Below are 16,170 nucleotides of genomic sequence, written 5' to 3'. Positions count from 1 at the left end.
CTATAGAGCTTAGAGATGCTCTGAAACGACATCAATGCGGACGGTGCTGGAATTGTTGTAGGAGTTTTAGTAGCGAAGGTCGAAATTAGTGAGAATTTTCTTACCCAATAAAAAGGCCCCGATCAGATCGGGGCCTCTTGCAAATCGATTTTTCGATTTACATCGTCAAATCACGGCGAGTTCGGAAATCAATCCCAGCTCAACGCCCCACCAGTCTGATACTCAATAACCCGAGTCTCAAAGAAGTTCTTCTCTTTCTTCAAGTCCATAATCTCGCTCATCCAAGGGAACGGGTTAGTAGTACCTGGGTACTCTTCCTTCAAACCAATCTGCGACAAACGACGGTTAGCGATGAACTTCAGGTAATCCTCCATCATCGCCGCATTCATCCCCAACACCCCACGAGGCATGGTATCCCGAGCGTATTCAATCTCCAGCTGAGTCCCCTGCAGAATCATCTGGCTCGCTTCTTCCTTCATCTCAGCATCCCACAAATGCGGGTTTTCGATTTTGATCTGATTGATCACGTCGATGCCGAAGTTCAGGTGCATGGATTCGTCGCGCAGGATGTACTGGAACTGCTCGGCGACGCCGGTCATTTTGTTGCGGCGGCCCATGGAGAGGATTTGGGTGAAGCCGCAGTAGAAGAAGATGCCTTCCAGAACGCAGTAGTAGGCGATCAGGTTGCGCAGCAACTCTTTGTCGGTTTCGACGGTGCCGGTTTCGAACTTCGGATCGGAGATCGAACGGGTGTATTTCAGGCCCCAGGTGGCTTTTTTCGCGACCGATGGGATCTCGTGGTACATGTTGAAGATCTCGCCTTCATCCATGGCCAACGATTCGATGCAGTACTGGTAGGCGTGGGTGTGGATCGCCTCTTCGAAGGCCTGGCGCAGGATGTACTGGCGGCATTCCGGGTTGGTGATCAGGCGGTACACGGCCAGGACCAGGTTGTTGGCAACCAGGGAGTCGGCGGTGGAGAAGAAGCCTAGGTTGCGCATCACGATGCGGCGCTCGTCGTCGGTCAGGCCTTCCGGGTTTTTCCAGAGGGCGATGTCGGCGGTCATGTTGACTTCTTGCGGCATCCAGTGGTTTGCGCAGCCGTCCAGGTACTTCTGCCATGCCCAGTCGTATTTGAATGGGACGAGCTGGTTGAGGTCGGCGCGGCAGTTGATCATGCGCTTTTCATCGACAGCTACACGGGCAGAGGCGCCTTCCAGTTCGGCGAGGCCTTCGGCGACGTCGAGGGAATCCAGGGCAGCCTTGGCGCGGGCGATCGCGGCGGAGTCCGTCGCGGTCACGGCGCGGGCCTCTTGAGCGGCGGCACCACCGGCGCTGTCGAGGCGGTCCATGTTGGCTTCAGAAGCGTGGCCGGCGTTGGCGCCTTTTACAGCGACTTCGCCGTCATCTTCTTTGTCGAATTCGTCCCAGCTCAGCATGACGTGTCGTCTCCTGCGTGAGGGCCAGATTGCCCGTGTGAAAACTGATAGGTTGGTTTTTCACACAGCCGTTTCTGGCCGCGTTGGATCTAAAGGAATGTTGCTTGCAGTAGTAAAACTTATACGCACGCAAATGGATTCTGTACGGAGCAAGCCGACTAGTCGCGTTGTGGTAGGGCGGATTGCCTACCAGCCGCATGGGGCTTTGCTTACCGAGGGTTGAGGCCTGTAGAAGAATATTTTACGGCCAAATCAACGGCGGGGAGTATAGCTTTTGAAGAGGTTTCGGACCGCTTTTTTTTTCTATCAGATTGTCGCACCTGCAGGGAGGGGCGAGAGAGAAATGACGCGAGGCTAGCGTGTGCTAGGCCTGAAGGTAGGAGAGGCACTAAAACGTATTTCGTCAGGTTGTTCCAACTGGAGATGACTAAGCCCGACCGAAGTCGGGCTGTGAGGTCGCTTTCGATTTTCAGCTGAAGTGAGCTGCGCCTACGCGGTCAGCACCATCAGCAGCGAATTTGGCTGCACCGGTGTGATCAAAACCATCAGAAGCGAAAGAAGCCGAACCAGTGTGGTCGTAACCATCGGCGGCGAAGGTGTTAGCGGCCAGGACGGAGAGGGTCAGGGCGAGGATCAGTTTGGTTTTCATGGTAGTGGCTCCAGGTTCGTTGGCGTTTTGTGCCTTGGGTGTGGAATTCATATTGCGCCAATGTTTTTGATTAAAAAGCGCAAATAAACGCTTAAAACAATCGAATTTATCGATTTAAAGCTCGGCGCTTCATCTGCCTTTAAGGCGGGTGGATGGGTCGAGCCTTGATAAGTAAGAGCGGGCGGATCAGCCGTTAGAGCAGCCGTTGCCCATGACGCTGTAGCGCAGAATGTGCCGCTGACCTTTGGAGTCGTCGTATTCCATTGTCGCCGGAACCACTTCGCAGACATTCGGGATTTCGCTCATCGATATGACTTTGGCGATGTCCAGGTGGGTGGAGTAGGTGTATTCCTCAATGGCGGGTTGTTGCTGTGCGACATCAGTCGGGACCTCATCCGCCATGGCGGTTGCGCACAGACTGCTGAGGGCCAGAACCAATAAAGCTTTCATTTCAAATTTACCTTTCTGAAGTCGAAGGGGGTCACGCAATCTTTTTGGGATCGCGTGTGGAGCTTTAATAAAGAGTTTTGGATTAACTGCCTTCGTGGGGGCTGCAACTGGGTTAATCACGTTGCCTTGTTGGCGAGACCGATTTTAGGCCTGGGGGTGGCGTGCATATAGTCATGCTTTTGATAAACACCTTTGGCAGATTTGGTAACAATCCCTGTAGGAGCTGGCGAAGCCTGCGATCTTTTGACTTCAAAAGAGCGCAGATCAAAAGATCGCAGGCTTCGCCAGCTCCTACGGTAACCGTGAATAGCCGGGTTTGAGGGCCCCGTTGCGGTATAGCCACATTTTGTAGGGGCTTGTTACTACCATCGTCGAATGGTTCTATAGGCCCGGCCCGGCTACAACTGGGGTCATACAAAAACAACTATTCCACCGAGGTAAGAAAGATGAGTGCGGCTTCTTTGTATCCCGTTCGTCCCGAGGTAGCAGCCAATACGCTGACTGACGAGGCCACCTATAAGGCCATGTACCAGCAGTCGGTCGTCAACCCGGACGGCTTCTGGCGCGAACAAGCCAAGCGCCTCGACTGGATCAAGCCTTTCACCACGGTGAAGCAGACGTCCTTCGACGATCACCATGTCGACATCAAATGGTTCGCCGACGGCACGCTGAACGTTTCCTACAACTGCCTCGACCGTCATCTGGCCGAGCGCGGCGATCAAATCGCGATTATCTGGGAAGGGGATGACCCTGCCGAAAGCCGCAACATCACCTACCGCGAGCTGCACGAACAAGTCTGCAAGTTCGCCAACGCCTTGCGCGGCCAGGATGTACACCGCGGCGATGTGGTGACGATCTATATGCCGATGATCCCCGAAGCCGTGGTCGCCATGCTGGCCTGCACCCGGATCGGCGCGATTCACTCGGTAGTGTTCGGCGGTTTCTCGCCGGAAGCCCTGGCCGGTCGCATCATCGACTGCCGCTCGAAAGTGGTGATCACCGCTGACGAAGGCATTCGTGCCGGCAAGAAAATCCCGCTGAAGACCAACGTCGATGATGCGCTGACCAACCCGGAAACCAGCAGCATTCAGAAAGTCATCGTGTGCAAGCGCACCGGCGGCGACATCAAGTGGAACCAGCATCGCGACATCTGGTACGAAGACCTGATGAAAGTGGCGGGCAGTGTGTGCGCGCCGAAAGAGATGGGCGCCGAAGAAGCGCTGTTCATCCTTTATACCTCCGGTTCCACCGGCAAGCCGAAGGGCGTGCAGCACACCACCGGCGGTTATCTGCTGTATGCGGCGATGACCCACGAGCGTGTGTTCGACTACCGTCCGGGCGAAATCTACTGGTGTACCGCCGACGTCGGTTGGGTCACCGGCCACACTTATATCGTCTACGGCCCGTTGGCCAATGGCGCGACCACGCTGCTGTTCGAAGGCGTGCCGAACTATCCGGACATCACCCGGGTGGCGAAGATCGTCGACAAGCACAAGGTCAACATCCTCTACACCGCGCCTACCGCGATTCGCGCGATGATGGCGTCGGGCACCGCCGCTGTAGAAGGCGCTGATGGCAGCAGCCTGCGTCTGTTGGGTTCGGTCGGTGAGCCGATTAACCCGGAAGCGTGGGATTGGTACTACAAGAATGTCGGCCAATCCCGTTGCCCGATCGTCGATACCTGGTGGCAGACTGAGACCGGCGGCAACATGATGAGCCCGCTGCCGGGCGCTCACGCGCTCAAGCCGGGTTCGGCGTCACGTCCGTTCTTCGGCGTGGTGCCAGCGCTGGTGGACAACCTCGGTAACATCATCGAGGGCGTGGCCGAGGGCAACCTGGTGATTCTCGATTCGTGGCCAGGCCAGGCGCGCACGCTGTATGGCGATCATGACCGCTTCGTCGACACTTACTTCAAGACCTTCCGTGGCATGTACTTCACCGGTGACGGTGCGCGTCGTGACGAGGACGGTTACTACTGGATCACCGGGCGTGTGGATGACGTGCTTAACGTTTCCGGTCACCGCATGGGTACCGCCGAGATCGAAAGCGCGATGGTCGCTCACCCGAAAGTCGCCGAAGCGGCGGTGGTCGGTGTGCCGCACGACATCAAGGGGCAGGGCATTTATGTCTATGTCACGTTGATCGGTGGCGAAGAGCCGAGCGAGCAACTGCGTCTGGAGCTGAAAAACTGGGTGCGTAAAGAGATCGGCCCGATTGCTTCGCCGGATGTGATTCAGTGGGCGCCGGGGCTGCCGAAAACCCGTTCGGGCAAGATCATGCGCCGGATTCTGCGCAAGATTGCGACAGCGGAATACGATGGGTTGGGGGATATCTCCACCTTGGCCGATCCGGGTGTAGTGCAGCATTTGATTGATACGCACAAGACCATGAACGTCGCTTAACAGCGGTTCTTGAGTCATCGAAGCCCCGCCAGGTGTTGAGCCTGGTGGGGCTTTTTATTGGCTGATGGTTTTGTGTTGGTCGTTCGGGCCTCATCGCGAGCAGGCTCGCTCCCACATTTGGAATGCGTTTCCCTGTGGGAGCGAGCCTGCTCGCGAAGGCGGTCTGTCAGACGCCATATCAACAACGCCCAATAATTATCGGCTTCCCCTGTAGGCCAATTCCCACTGTTACCCATCACCCTTCAAGTAACTGAATGTGTAACCGCACGCTCCGATACGAGGCATTGGGAAACGCAAAGCCCAGTCTCAGGGCCTCTCAATTGGCCATGAAAAATAAGACACCACGCTGCGCTTGCTGGATTAGAAGGGTTTGCCAATAATAGGCCCGCAATTTGCAATATAGATCGGTTCACTGTCTTTTGCTCTTGCATGAAATTGCAAGGCTGTCAACGCGCTCAAGCGGCTTTCTCGGTGCATCTGTAATTTGTTGTCGCATTGAAGAAATATCGGCTTCGGGCCTGTCGTTAGAATGCCGATCACTCGCTCGTCGTTGCCTGCGTTGAAATCAGCGCACGGTTCCCAGGACGCAGCACCGCTTAGCTGTTTAACCCATTCGCATATTGGGCTGTCGCTCACTCTGCCGTTTTTGCCCTTTACCGATGGAGTCCCAAGATGAAGAAACTTGTGCTGCTTGGCGCCCTGGCACTGTCCGTGCTGTCCCTGCCGACCTTCGCCGATGACAAGCCCGTAAAAATCGGTATCGAAGCAGCTTACCCGCCGTTCGCCTCCAAGGCGCCGGACGGCAGCATCGTGGGTTTCGACTACGACATCGGCAACGCCCTGTGCGAAGAGATGAAGGTCAAGTGCGTATGGGTCGAGCAAGAGTTCGACGGCCTGATCCCGGCACTCAAAGTGCGCAAGATCGACGCGATTCTGTCGTCCATGTCGATCACTGAAGACCGCAAGAAGTCCGTGGACTTCACCAACAAGTACTACAACACCCCGGCTCGCTTGGTCATGAAGGCCGGCACTCCAGTCAGCGACAGCCTGGCTGAGTTGAAGGGCAAGAACATCGGCGTGCAACGTGGTTCGATCCACGAGCGTTTCGCCCGCGAAGTCCTGGCCCCGCTGGGTGCCGAGATCAAGCCTTACGGTTCGCAGAACGAGATCTACCTCGACGTGGCCGCCGGTCGCCTCGACGGCACCGTGGCAGACGCGACCTTGCTGGATGACGGCTTCCTGAAAACCGACGCCGGCAAGGGCTTCGCCTTCGTGGGCCCGGCCTTCACCGACGTCAAATACTTCGGCGACGGCGTGGGTATCGCGGTTCGCAAGGGCGACGCGCTGAAAGACAAGATCAATACCGCGATCGCAGCCATTCGCGAGAACGGCAAGTACAAGCAAATCCAGGACAAGTACTTCGCCTTCGATATCTACGGCAAGTAATCGTCCCCGCAACACGTCCGAAATGGCGCAAGCAACAGGATCTCTGAGGTTTGCGCCATTTTTTCATCCCAACTTTCGAGGACCTGAATCATGTTGAAAGGCTACGGGGCTGTCATCCTCGATGGCGCATGGCTGACGCTTCAGCTCGCCTTGTCGTCCATGGCCCTGGCCATCGTTCTGGGGCTGATCGGCGTTGCGCTGCGTCTATCGCCGGTGCGCTGGCTGGCCAGGCTGGGCGACCTGTATTCCACGGTGATCCGCGGTATTCCCGATCTGGTGCTGATCCTGCTGATTTTCTACGGCGGCCAGGACTTGCTCAACCGCGTCGCGCCGATGCTCGGCTATGACGACTACATCGACCTGAACCCGTTGGCCGCCGGTATCGGCACCCTGGGCTTCATCTTCGGTGCGTACCTGTCGGAAACCTTCCGTGGCGCCTTCATGGCAATCCCGAAGGGCCAGGCAGAAGCCGGCATGGCGTACGGCATGAGCAGTTTTCAGGTGTTCTTCCGGGTGTTGGTGCCGCAGATGATTCGTCTGGCGATTCCGGGTTTCACCAACAACTGGCTGGTATTGACCAAGGCGACCGCGCTGATTTCGGTGGTCGGTCTGCAAGACATGATGTTCAAGGCCAAGCAGGCGGCAGACGCTACCCGCGAGCCTTTCACCTTCTTCCTCGCAGTGGCGGCGATGTACCTGGTGATTACCAGCGTCTCGTTGCTGGCATTGCGTCACCTTGAGAAGCGCTACTCGGTAGGCGTAAGGGCGGCTGATCTATGATCTTCGACTACAACGTCATTTGGGAGGCCTTGCCGCTGTACTTCGGCGGCTTGGTGACCACCCTTAAATTGCTCGCGCTGTCGCTGCTTTTCGGTCTGCTGGCGGCACTGCCGCTGGGGTTGATGCGCGTCTCCAAGCAGCCGGTCGTCAACATGAGTGCCTGGCTGTTCACCTATGTGATCCGCGGCACGCCGATGCTGGTGCAGCTGTTTTTGATCTACTACGGTCTGGCGCAATTCGAAGCGGTACGTGAAAGCTTCCTCTGGCCATGGCTGTCCAGCGCCACGTTCTGTGCGTGCCTGGCCTTCGCCATCAACACCAGCGCCTACACCGCCGAAATCATCGCCGGCAGCCTGCGCGCCACGCCGAACGGCGAGATCGAAGCGGCCAAGGCCATGGGCATGTCGCGCTTCAAAATGTACAAGCGGATCCTGCTGCCGTCGGCCCTGCGCCGGGCTCTGCCGCAGTACAGCAACGAAGTGATCATGATGCTGCAGACCACCAGTCTGGCGTCCATCGTGACCCTGATCGACATCACCGGTGCCGCGCGCACGGTCAACGCGCAGTTCTACTTGCCGTTCGAAGCCTACATCACCGCCGGCGTGTTCTACCTGTGCCTGACGTTCATTCTGGTGCGCCTGTTCAAAATGGCCGAGCACCGCTGGCTGGGCTATCTGGCCCCGCGGAAGCACTGATATGGAACGCATCGATCATGCTTTGCCGTGGAGTCACCTGGGCAGCGAACGCCGGATTTCGGTGTTCCGCTTCGGCGCTGGCGAGCGCAAAGCCTACATCCAGGCCAGCCTGCACGCCGATGAACTGCCGGGGATGCGCACGGCCTGGGAGCTGAAAAAGCGCCTGACCGAACTCGAAGCCCAAGGCTTGCTGAACGGTGTGATCGAACTGGTGCCGGTGGCCAATCCACTGGGCCTCGGTCAGCTGCTTCAGGGTAACCATCAAGGGCGTTTCGAGGCGGGTAGCGGCAAGAACTTCAACCGGGATTTCGTCGAGCTGAGCGAGCCGGTGGCCGCTGAGCTGCAAGGGCATCTGGGTGACGATCCGCACGCCAATATCCGTTTGATCCGTGAAACCATGAGCGACGTGCTGGCTGCCTTGCCGCCTGCCGAGAGTCAGTTGCAAGGCATGCAGCGCATTTTGCTCAGCCATGCCTGCACCGCCGATGTGGTGCTGGATCTGCACTGCGATTGCGAAGCGGCGCTGCACATGTATGCCTTGCCGCAACACTGGCCGCATTGGCGTTCACTGGCTGCACACTTGAACGTCAAGGTCGGTCTGCTGGCGGAAGATTCCGGCGGCAGCTCCTTTGATGAAGCGTGTTCGCTGCCATGGCTGCGTCTGTCGCGTCTGTTTCCGGATGCCCGGATTCCACTGGCCTGTCTGGCGACGACCATCGAGTTGGGCGGCCAATCCGATACCGGTCGCCCAGAGGCGCAGGCTTACGCCGAAGGCATTCTGGCGTTCCTCGCTGAACAAGGCTTGATCAGCGGTGAGTGGCCAAAGCCTGCGCAAGAGGCTTGCGAAGGCATGCCGTTCGAAGGCACCGAATTGCTGTTCGCGCCGCATCCTGGCGTAGTGAGTTTCCTGCGTAAACCCGGTGAGTGGGTTGAAGCAGGCGACGAGATTTTTGAAGTGATCGATCCGTTATCGGATCGGGTCAGCACGGTGTGTGCTGGTACGTCCGGGGTGCTGTTTGCCATTGAACGGCTGCGTTATGCCCAACCCGGTTTCTGGCTGGCCAAGGTGGCGGGGCGCGATGCGCTGCGTCACGGGCGCTTGCTCAACGACTGACTGACTGTTTTTGTGAGAATCGACCGCATGTACAAACTTGAAGTCCAAGACCTGCATAAACGCTATGGCAGTCACGAAGTGCTCAAGGGCGTGTCCCTGAAAGCGGCGGCTGGCGATGTGATCAGCATCATCGGCTCCAGTGGCTCCGGCAAAAGTACTTTTCTGCGCTGCATCAACCTGCTTGAGCAGCCGCATGCGGGCAAGATTCTGCTCAACAATGAAGAGCTGAAACTGGTCGCCAACAAGGACGGCGCGCTGAAAGCCGCCGACCCGAAACAGCTGCAACGCATGCGTTCGCGCCTGTCGATGGTGTTCCAGCATTTCAACTTGTGGTCGCACATGACCGCGATGGAAAACATCATGGAAGCGCCGGTCCACGTGCTCGGCATGTCCAAGAGCGAAGCCCGCGAGAAGGCCGAGCACTACCTGAACAAGGTTGGCGTGGCGCATCGTAAAGATGCTTACCCTGGCCACATGTCCGGCGGCGAGCAGCAGCGTGTGGCGATTGCCCGTGCGCTGGCGATGGAGCCTGAGGTGATGCTGTTCGACGAACCGACCTCGGCTCTGGACCCTGAATTGGTCGGTGACGTGCTGAAAGTCATGCAGGCCCTGGCGCAGGAAGGCCGGACCATGGTGGTGGTGACGCACGAAATGGGCTTTGCCCGTGAAGTGTCGAACCAGCTGGTGTTCCTGCACAAAGGCGTCGTCGAAGAAAGCGGCAACCCGCGCGAAGTGCTGGTCAATCCGCAGTCTGAACGTTTGCAACAATTCCTCTCGGGCAGCCTGAAGTAAACCGAACTCCCGTTGCGCACCGGGATAGTGCATGCTTCGCAACCTAAAGGCTGGCTCCGATTCCCTGTAGGAGCTGCCGAAGGCTGCGATCTTTTGACTTTGATTTTCAAGATCAAAAGATCGCAGCCTCGTTTCACTCGACAGCTCCTACAGGGGGGGCGGCAAGCCAGCTCCCACATTTGATTTTTGTCGGTTTTGAAATTTGCGTTCATTTACGGGCTAGCATTGGCCCATGCCTTCATCACTGTTTTCGTTTCGGATTGCCCGCCATGACTGCCCATCGAATTGGTTTCCTGATTTGGCCCAGCACTAAAGCTCTGACGCTTGCGCTGGCTGAGGAGGCCTTGCGTGTTGCCCAGCGTGTGCATCCGGACGTTGTTTACGAACTGTCGTTTTTGCAGGCCGAACCGCCGACCGAAGGCGCCTGGCAATTGCCGGGTGAGCCGTGGGCCGGCAAGCTCGAAAACTTCCAGAAGCTGTTCCTGCTCGCCGACGAGCCGCCGACCTCACTTGCGCCAGCGCTCAGCAGTGGCCTGAAACAACTGGTGCGAGCCGGGTGTGTGATCGGCGGTTTATCGGCCGGTGTTTATCCGTTGGCGCAGTTGGGTTTGCTCGACGGTTACCGTGCTGCCGTGCATTGGCGCTGGCAGGACGATTTCGCCGAGCGTTTCCCGAAGGTGATTGCCACCAGTCATCTGTTCGACTGGGATCGTGATCGCTTGACCGCGTGCGGCGGCATGTCGGTGCTCGATTTGCTGCTGGCAGTGCTGGCCCGTGACCATGGCGCCGAACTGGCCGGTGCGGTGTCGGAAGAACTCGTCGTCGAGCGCATCCGTGAAGGCGGCGAGCGCCAACGCATTCCGTTGCAGAACCGCTTGGGTTCCAGCCATCCGAAGCTCACCCAAGCGGTGTTGCTGATGGAAGCCAACATCGAAGAGCCGCTGACCACCGACGAAATCGCCCAGCATGTGTGCGTATCGCGTCGGCAGCTGGAGCGGATCTTCAAGCAATACCTCAACCGTGTACCGAGCCAGTACTACCTGGAATTGCGCCTGAACAAGGCGCGGCAGATGTTGATGCAAACCAGCAAGTCGATCATCCAGATCGGCCTGTCGTGTGGCTTCTCTTCGGGGCCGCATTTCTCCAGCGCCTACCGCAACTTCTTCGGCGCCACGCCGCGGGAAGATCGCAACCAGCGGCGCAGCAGCAGTCCGTTCGAGTTGTCGTCGGTACCATCGGAACGCGGTTGATCCGTCGTTAAGTCTGGCGTCGATCACTCATCGACGTCGTCGTCTCCGGACGACGACACCTCCATTTCCGCTTGATCAATGACCGCATCGACGCCGAAATCGACGCCTGTCTGCCTGAAATAACTGATCAGCATTTGTACGCTTTCCTCTGACAGCGGATTGCTTCTCAGATTAATGCTCTCGCCGACGTCCCGCGGCAATTCCAGAATATCGGCGGGTATGTGGGTGATCGCGTTTTCACTCAGATCCACAGTTTCCAGGGATTTGAGTCGCAACAGGCCAGGCGGCAATTCGCTAATGCCGGTGTTGTTCAGCAACAGGGTCGTGAGATGGGGCATCTGGCTCACGTCGGGTGTGGCACCCAGCGGGTTGTCGCTCAGGTCCAGATAATCAAGCCGCTCCATTTGTGCCAGTTCCGATGCACTTTGCACGGTCAGGGTGAGTTGGCAGTCGGTCAGGGACAATGCCGTCAGATGGCCCATTCTGAAGATCGGCTCGGGGAGGTTCTGCTCTCGGTAGTTGCGGATGGTCAGCCCCTTGAGGCGGGGAAAACTCTCCAGAAAACGCCCGGCCCCTGAGGTCAGTCCATCATCGCTGTGTAAATACAGGAGCGAAACGTGACTGAAGTCTGCCCGCATGGCCGGCAGGTCGCCGGCAATGATGGTAGGCAGGGTCAGTTCATAGCTGGGCTGAAGTTGCTGATTGAAATCGTCCAGATCGGATTGTCGGCGCCAGCAACGTTCCACAATTTGTTTGAATTCGTCCCGGATCGAGTGTTCCTCAAGCAATTGCTGAGCGGTAAATGGGGCGCCGCTCGCCGGGTGTACCGCAGGGACATCCGCCGTCCAGGCTGACAGCTCGTTGCTGAGGGTGCTGAGTTCGGTTTCCAGGCGCGTGATCTCCACTCTGCCCTCGGCCAGTGTGCCGGGTAGCAAATACACAAACTCGCTGGCTTCTTCCTGATCCAGACGCGGGTATAGCGCTTGCACGCGATGGATGTCGACCTGTTCGGCAAATACCCCGAAGTCCTGACGCGTGTGCCTGAAATGGCTTTTTATGCGTTCGCGAGTGGCGGCCGAAAACGGGTTGCCGCCCAGATCGAAACCATCTTTGACGGTGGTGGGGAGATCGAAGAGCGCGATGGGCAGTTCCTGGAGATGATTGTCATTGAGCAGAGCCGTTCGAAGGTGTAAGCGGCTCAGCAAGCCGGGTGGAAAGCTGGAAATGCCAGTGTTCGATACGTCGATGTAACTCAATTGCGGCATGTTCTCGACGGTGATGCTGAACCCCAGCGGGTTTTTGTACAGGTCTAGCGTCACCAGTTTGTTCAAGGCCGACAGGGTGGCATGGCTCTGTGGTGTGAGGGTGATGGCGCAGTCGCTGAGAATCAGTTCGGTGAGGTTCGGCGATTGCACAATGGCTTGCGGAAGGTGATTCAGCCTGAAGTCGCGCAAGGCCAGGCGCTGCAAATTCGAAAATGCTCGCAAAAAATCAGGCATCCCGCGTGTGGCGGCATGGCCATCCAGCGACAGGCTTGTCACATGACTGAAGCCCTCGCCGAGCACCGGAAATTCACCCAGTATCGGTTGGGAAAAACTGAATTCGACCACAGGGGCCTCACCACGGGGCGGTGAGGCTTGTTGGCGCCAGCAGTCGAGTAATTCGTCTGCCAGGTTTCGGCGATTTCGCTGCTGAATGTTGAATTGTTCGGGGGTGATTCTGGTCTGGGTATCCGGTATGAACAGCGGGATTTGGTTACGCCACAGGTGCAGGTCGTGGTTGAGTCGGGCGTGTTCGACCATGAGTCGGCTCAGCTCTGCCCGTGGGCCGGTGGGGTGCCGTTGCAGGTGTTCGACAAAGGCCTGCAGTTCCTCGCGCGATAACTGGGGAAATAGCGCATGGGCACGGTCCTGTAAGGTGGGCGTACCGGACACTGCGCGATGGTAGCCATCCGTGCCACCGAGCAAGCGCATGACGGTCGGATCATAGGAGGGCTTGAGGATTGGATGTTGCGCCAGAACCGCGCCCAGTTCGTCACGGTCGAGGGCGTGCATGCGAATCAGCTGTCTGAGTTTTTCACCCTCGCCAATGTTGATATTCAGTGCCGTGCGCTCGCTGTCTGGCAGCGCCTGCAACAGACTCAGGTAAAACGTGTTCGCGCCGCTGAGCTCAAGGCCTTTATCGTCAAAGGCCTGATAACTGCCATCCGCATTTAGAACGAGCACTTTGCGACTCGGCACATCGACATTGCCGACACTGTCCAGCAGGCGTCCGCCATGGGCGTATTCGCGGATTTCCAGGCGTACTTGCCCCGACCACCCAGGCAGTTGCTGCAAGGTGTGCAGGGCCAGTCGATCGGTGTCGGGGTTATTGGCGCTTGAGCGGATCTCCAGGCCTTCGTAAGCCCGGGTAATCCTGACTTGCAATCGGGCTTCACGGGTGAGCTGCCGGAGGCGTTTGGACAAGATGCCACGATCAAGTTGTTGCAGCTCATGATCGCTGGCGGTCTGCAATAGAGCTTCTGCCGCGCTGCTCGGTAATCCGTGTTCGGCGTCGATGAGTTTTTGCGCCAGCCCGGAGGGGGCGCGATCGAGTTGACGGTATCGATTATCGAACAGGGTTTCTCGCTTGCTCTGGGCGAGCGTTGCCAGGGTTCGGCGCAATGTGCGGGCACGGGTATCCAGACTGGGAGAGGGGGCGCCAAAAGACTCACCCATCAATGTTCTGGTTTCGGTTTCCCTCAGGCTCAGCAATAGCGTTTTGATCAGATTGCCGTTGCTGGGGGGTGCCTGACTGATCTGCACCACAGGTTGGCCGTCGGCTCCGCGCTCCCAGAGGGTTTGTGCTTTGCTGTCGACCAGTCGCAGTCCTTTGTCGGCAGGCCAGTAGCCATTGTCGCAGAGCAATTCCAGTTGCGTGATGGGGTCGGCTTTCAGGTAGTCGGTCGGTTGTTCGCTGCCGATCAGCTCGATGAAGGTCTGGATGTCCTGGTCGATCTTGAAACGCTTCAGTGTGTCGGCGAGCAGCGCAGGCATCTGTCGGGTATTCACATGCATCTTGCGCAAGGCATTCTCGTGGCAGCCGCTGATCTGGAGCATTCGTTCACGCACCGAGGGTGCGAATTGTTCCATGTCAGGGCCGAGGCGGCGTAGCACGGTGGCTTGATCCCAGCTCAACGGCTGGTCGATTTCAGTCTGCCAGGCACCGGCACCATTGTGTTTGAGTACGGGCTTATAGGCTTCAGGGCGGTTCGGGTGATCGATGCGGTGCTCACCCGTCACGGAGTCCTGGCTGACGGCGTAGGATTTGTTGTCCAGTGACAACAGGGTTTTGCCGTCATGGCGATACAACCCGAGCTTATCGGGTCTGGCGTCATCGGGCAGTGCGCGGAGCTGTTCGTAGGTGCGCAAATCCGGCTTCCAGTAGCGGTTTTCACCCTGGGGCGTTTTGACCGAATGAAACCGGTCGAAGAACTGAACGATTTCGCGCGGCAATACTGCGCGAAACTCGTTCGCTGCCACGACGCCGCCGGCAGCAAAGGTGCCCAGTTGCACGACCGATTCAACCACGCCCATGAAATGCTCGAAGGCTTCGGTCGTCAAACCTTCTGCCCAGTCGACGATGCTTTCGAAGGTTTCGTCGAGGAGTTGGTACGCCATGTAAGCCAGCATTATTTCGCCGAGGAACGGCACGAACGGCAGGACGACAAAGGCTGCGATGTTTAGCAGTGCCGAGGCGATTTCCGTGAAGGAGTCCCATAATGCCCAGCGGGTTTTCTGATCGACCGTCGCCGTGGATACCGCGATGACTCGGGCATCGTTGAGGATCTTGTCGAGTTTGCGTTGGTAGAGATGGACCCACAGGTCGCCTCTGATCTGCATTGTCGTCATTTGCAGGTCGGCGCGCTGGTTTGGTTTTTCTCTCCAGGTGGGGCGTGGGTCGTCAGGTTGAACCGGTTGCCAGGTAATGGGGGCGAGGCGGTCATTCAACTGAGCGAAGAAATGCCCGCGATCCTCATGATCGATAAAGCGGCTAAAGAACAGTTGATAGTCATGACTGCGCAAACGCTGGGTCAGCTCCTGGGCGAATGCACCGGTGGAGACATATTCCTTGATCGGCTGTTCGGGGTCGTCGGGGATATAAACCACCACTCGGGCCACTTCACGCGCATGCTCCAGATCCGGGGCAAACAGCACGATGCCGGTCAGGCGTGCGTTCATGATAGTCAGTTCATGGCAGCCCCATGCCTGTCCGCGCAGACGTAAATGTTGCAGGCCGTCGATTAAGCCAAGGATGAGGCGATGGACATCGCCGTCAAGCTTGTTTTGCATGTAGGCCATTTGCAGGGCGGTGCTGAGGGCCGCTTTCTGGCTATCGCGGACTTTGGGTTGCAGTATCGCCGCGACCACCGGGTTGCTGATGCCCAGATTTTCTTCAAGGTACGTTTTGTAGTGTTCGCCAATATCCAGTTTCCGGCACAGTTGAGTGAATGCCGTGATGGGCATTTTTAGCAGGACGTGCGGCAGTTCATTGAAGTGCCCCGCAGGGGACGGCGCACTGATGTAGGTCGAGGCGGGCTCAAAGGCGTCGTTCTCGGTCTCGCTGCTTTCGAAGTTGTGCAGGGCGGCGTCCAGCAGCGACACGGTCCAGATGCGTGCCGCGCCCGACTTCAGCCGCAGCCACGGGATATGAGTGGGAATATAAAGACGCAAAAAGGTTTGGTGAACGTCCAGCTCCAGACCGAAGCGCTTCTTCAGCGCGGCAACCAGCAACGGTTCGGCAAAGTCGCTGGCATTTTTTACCTTGGCCAGGGCCTGATCGACGCGGTTCTGTGCTTGCCAGTGCAAGGCATTGAGTGTGCGTAATTCGGTGTGCTCGCCAGGCGGCGCGTTATTGAGCCCGGCCGGCAGACGAGGCTTGGTCTTGCTCAAGTCTTCGCGCTTTTGCGGGGTCGCCTGCGTCAGCCAGCGGGGGAGGACGCTTATCAGATGCTGGTAATGGGTGTCCCTGTTGAAGGGGGGCATCGGATCGAGATGGACAGTGTCCGGATTTTCGTTGGTAAGGCTCATGAAGGTTGCCGAGGGTGTCAAGAAGACCTCAGAAAACACCATGAGCGCCAGCGAGGTGCGGTACATATATACCTCCACCGTAAA

At 57.8% G+C, this 16,170-nt stretch carries 11 protein-coding genes; 7 read left to right on the top strand and 4 right to left on the bottom strand.

Going from position 1 to position 16,170, the window contains the following annotated elements:
* Positions 1–188 precede the first annotated feature (188 nt).
* The 3 genes from BK662_RS28795 to BK662_RS28785 form a co-directional block, all read right to left on the bottom strand.
* Entirely contained in the window at positions 189–1,439 is a 1,251-nt protein-coding gene (locus BK662_RS28795; RefSeq protein ID WP_007934889.1) for a ribonucleotide-diphosphate reductase subunit beta, read from the bottom strand.
* Between the two features lie 469 nt (positions 1,440–1,908).
* Positions 1,909–2,088, bottom strand: a complete 180-nt coding sequence (locus BK662_RS28790) for a hypothetical protein (RefSeq protein WP_123360344.1) — start codon at positions 2,086–2,088, stop codon at positions 1,909–1,911.
* A gap of 186 nt (positions 2,089–2,274) precedes the next feature.
* Positions 2,275–2,538 (bottom strand): DUF2790 domain-containing protein, encoded by a 264-nt coding sequence (locus BK662_RS28785; protein WP_123360343.1) that lies wholly within the window; start codon positions 2,536–2,538, stop codon positions 2,275–2,277.
* A gap of 446 nt (positions 2,539–2,984) precedes the next feature.
* On the opposite strand from BK662_RS28785, the gene acs reads away from it, so the two are divergent.
* The 7 genes from acs (at position 2,985) to argR (ending at position 11,017) form a co-directional block, all read left to right on the top strand.
* Complete coding sequence (acs, locus tag BK662_RS28780; protein ID WP_123360342.1) at positions 2,985–4,940, top strand: acetate--CoA ligase; 1,956 nt, start codon at positions 2,985–2,987, stop codon at positions 4,938–4,940.
* A gap of 672 nt (positions 4,941–5,612) precedes the next feature.
* A complete protein-coding gene (aotJ, locus tag BK662_RS28775; RefSeq protein WP_038979417.1) occupies positions 5,613–6,386 on the top strand; it encodes an L-arginine-binding protein AotJ in 774 nt (257 codons plus the stop codon).
* 90 nt (positions 6,387–6,476) lie between these two features.
* On the top strand, positions 6,477–7,166 hold the full coding sequence (locus BK662_RS28770) for an ABC transporter permease (protein WP_123360341.1): 690 nt from the start codon (positions 6,477–6,479) through the stop codon (positions 7,164–7,166).
* Positions 7,163–7,861 (top strand): ABC transporter permease, encoded by a 699-nt coding sequence (locus BK662_RS28765; RefSeq protein ID WP_123360340.1) that lies wholly within the window; start codon positions 7,163–7,165, stop codon positions 7,859–7,861. Before BK662_RS28770 ends, BK662_RS28765 begins: the two co-directional genes overlap by 4 nt.
* 1 nt (position 7,862) lies before the next feature.
* Positions 7,863–8,975, top strand: coding sequence for a M14 family metallopeptidase (locus BK662_RS28760; RefSeq protein WP_123360339.1), 1,113 nt, complete (start codon positions 7,863–7,865; stop codon positions 8,973–8,975).
* A 27-nt stretch (positions 8,976–9,002) separates the two neighbouring features.
* A complete protein-coding gene (locus tag BK662_RS28755; protein ID WP_123360338.1) occupies positions 9,003–9,767 on the top strand; it encodes an ABC transporter ATP-binding protein in 765 nt (254 codons plus the stop codon).
* 269 nt (positions 9,768–10,036) lie between these two features.
* Positions 10,037–11,017: a transcriptional regulator ArgR gene (gene argR / locus BK662_RS28750; RefSeq protein WP_008071845.1), complete on the top strand. Its 981-nt coding sequence runs from the start codon at positions 10,037–10,039 to the stop codon at positions 11,015–11,017.
* A 23-nt stretch (positions 11,018–11,040) separates the two neighbouring features.
* Here the strand turns inward: argR and BK662_RS28745 are convergent, their stop codons facing one another.
* Positions 11,041–16,086 carry a dermonecrotic toxin domain-containing protein gene (locus tag BK662_RS28745; RefSeq protein ID WP_311196295.1) on the bottom strand — a complete coding sequence of 1,682 codons (5,046 nt, stop codon included), beginning with the start codon at positions 16,084–16,086 and terminating at the stop codon, positions 11,041–11,043.
* Positions 16,087–16,170 lie beyond the last annotated feature (84 nt).

The sequence above is a fragment of the Pseudomonas frederiksbergensis genome, from assembly GCF_003732275.1.
Taxonomy (GTDB): domain Bacteria; phylum Pseudomonadota; class Gammaproteobacteria; order Pseudomonadales; family Pseudomonadaceae; genus Aquipseudomonas; species Aquipseudomonas frederiksbergensis_H.
Note: the sequence above shows the minus strand (reverse complement) of the source record. Positions and strands in the feature narration are given on the sequence as shown.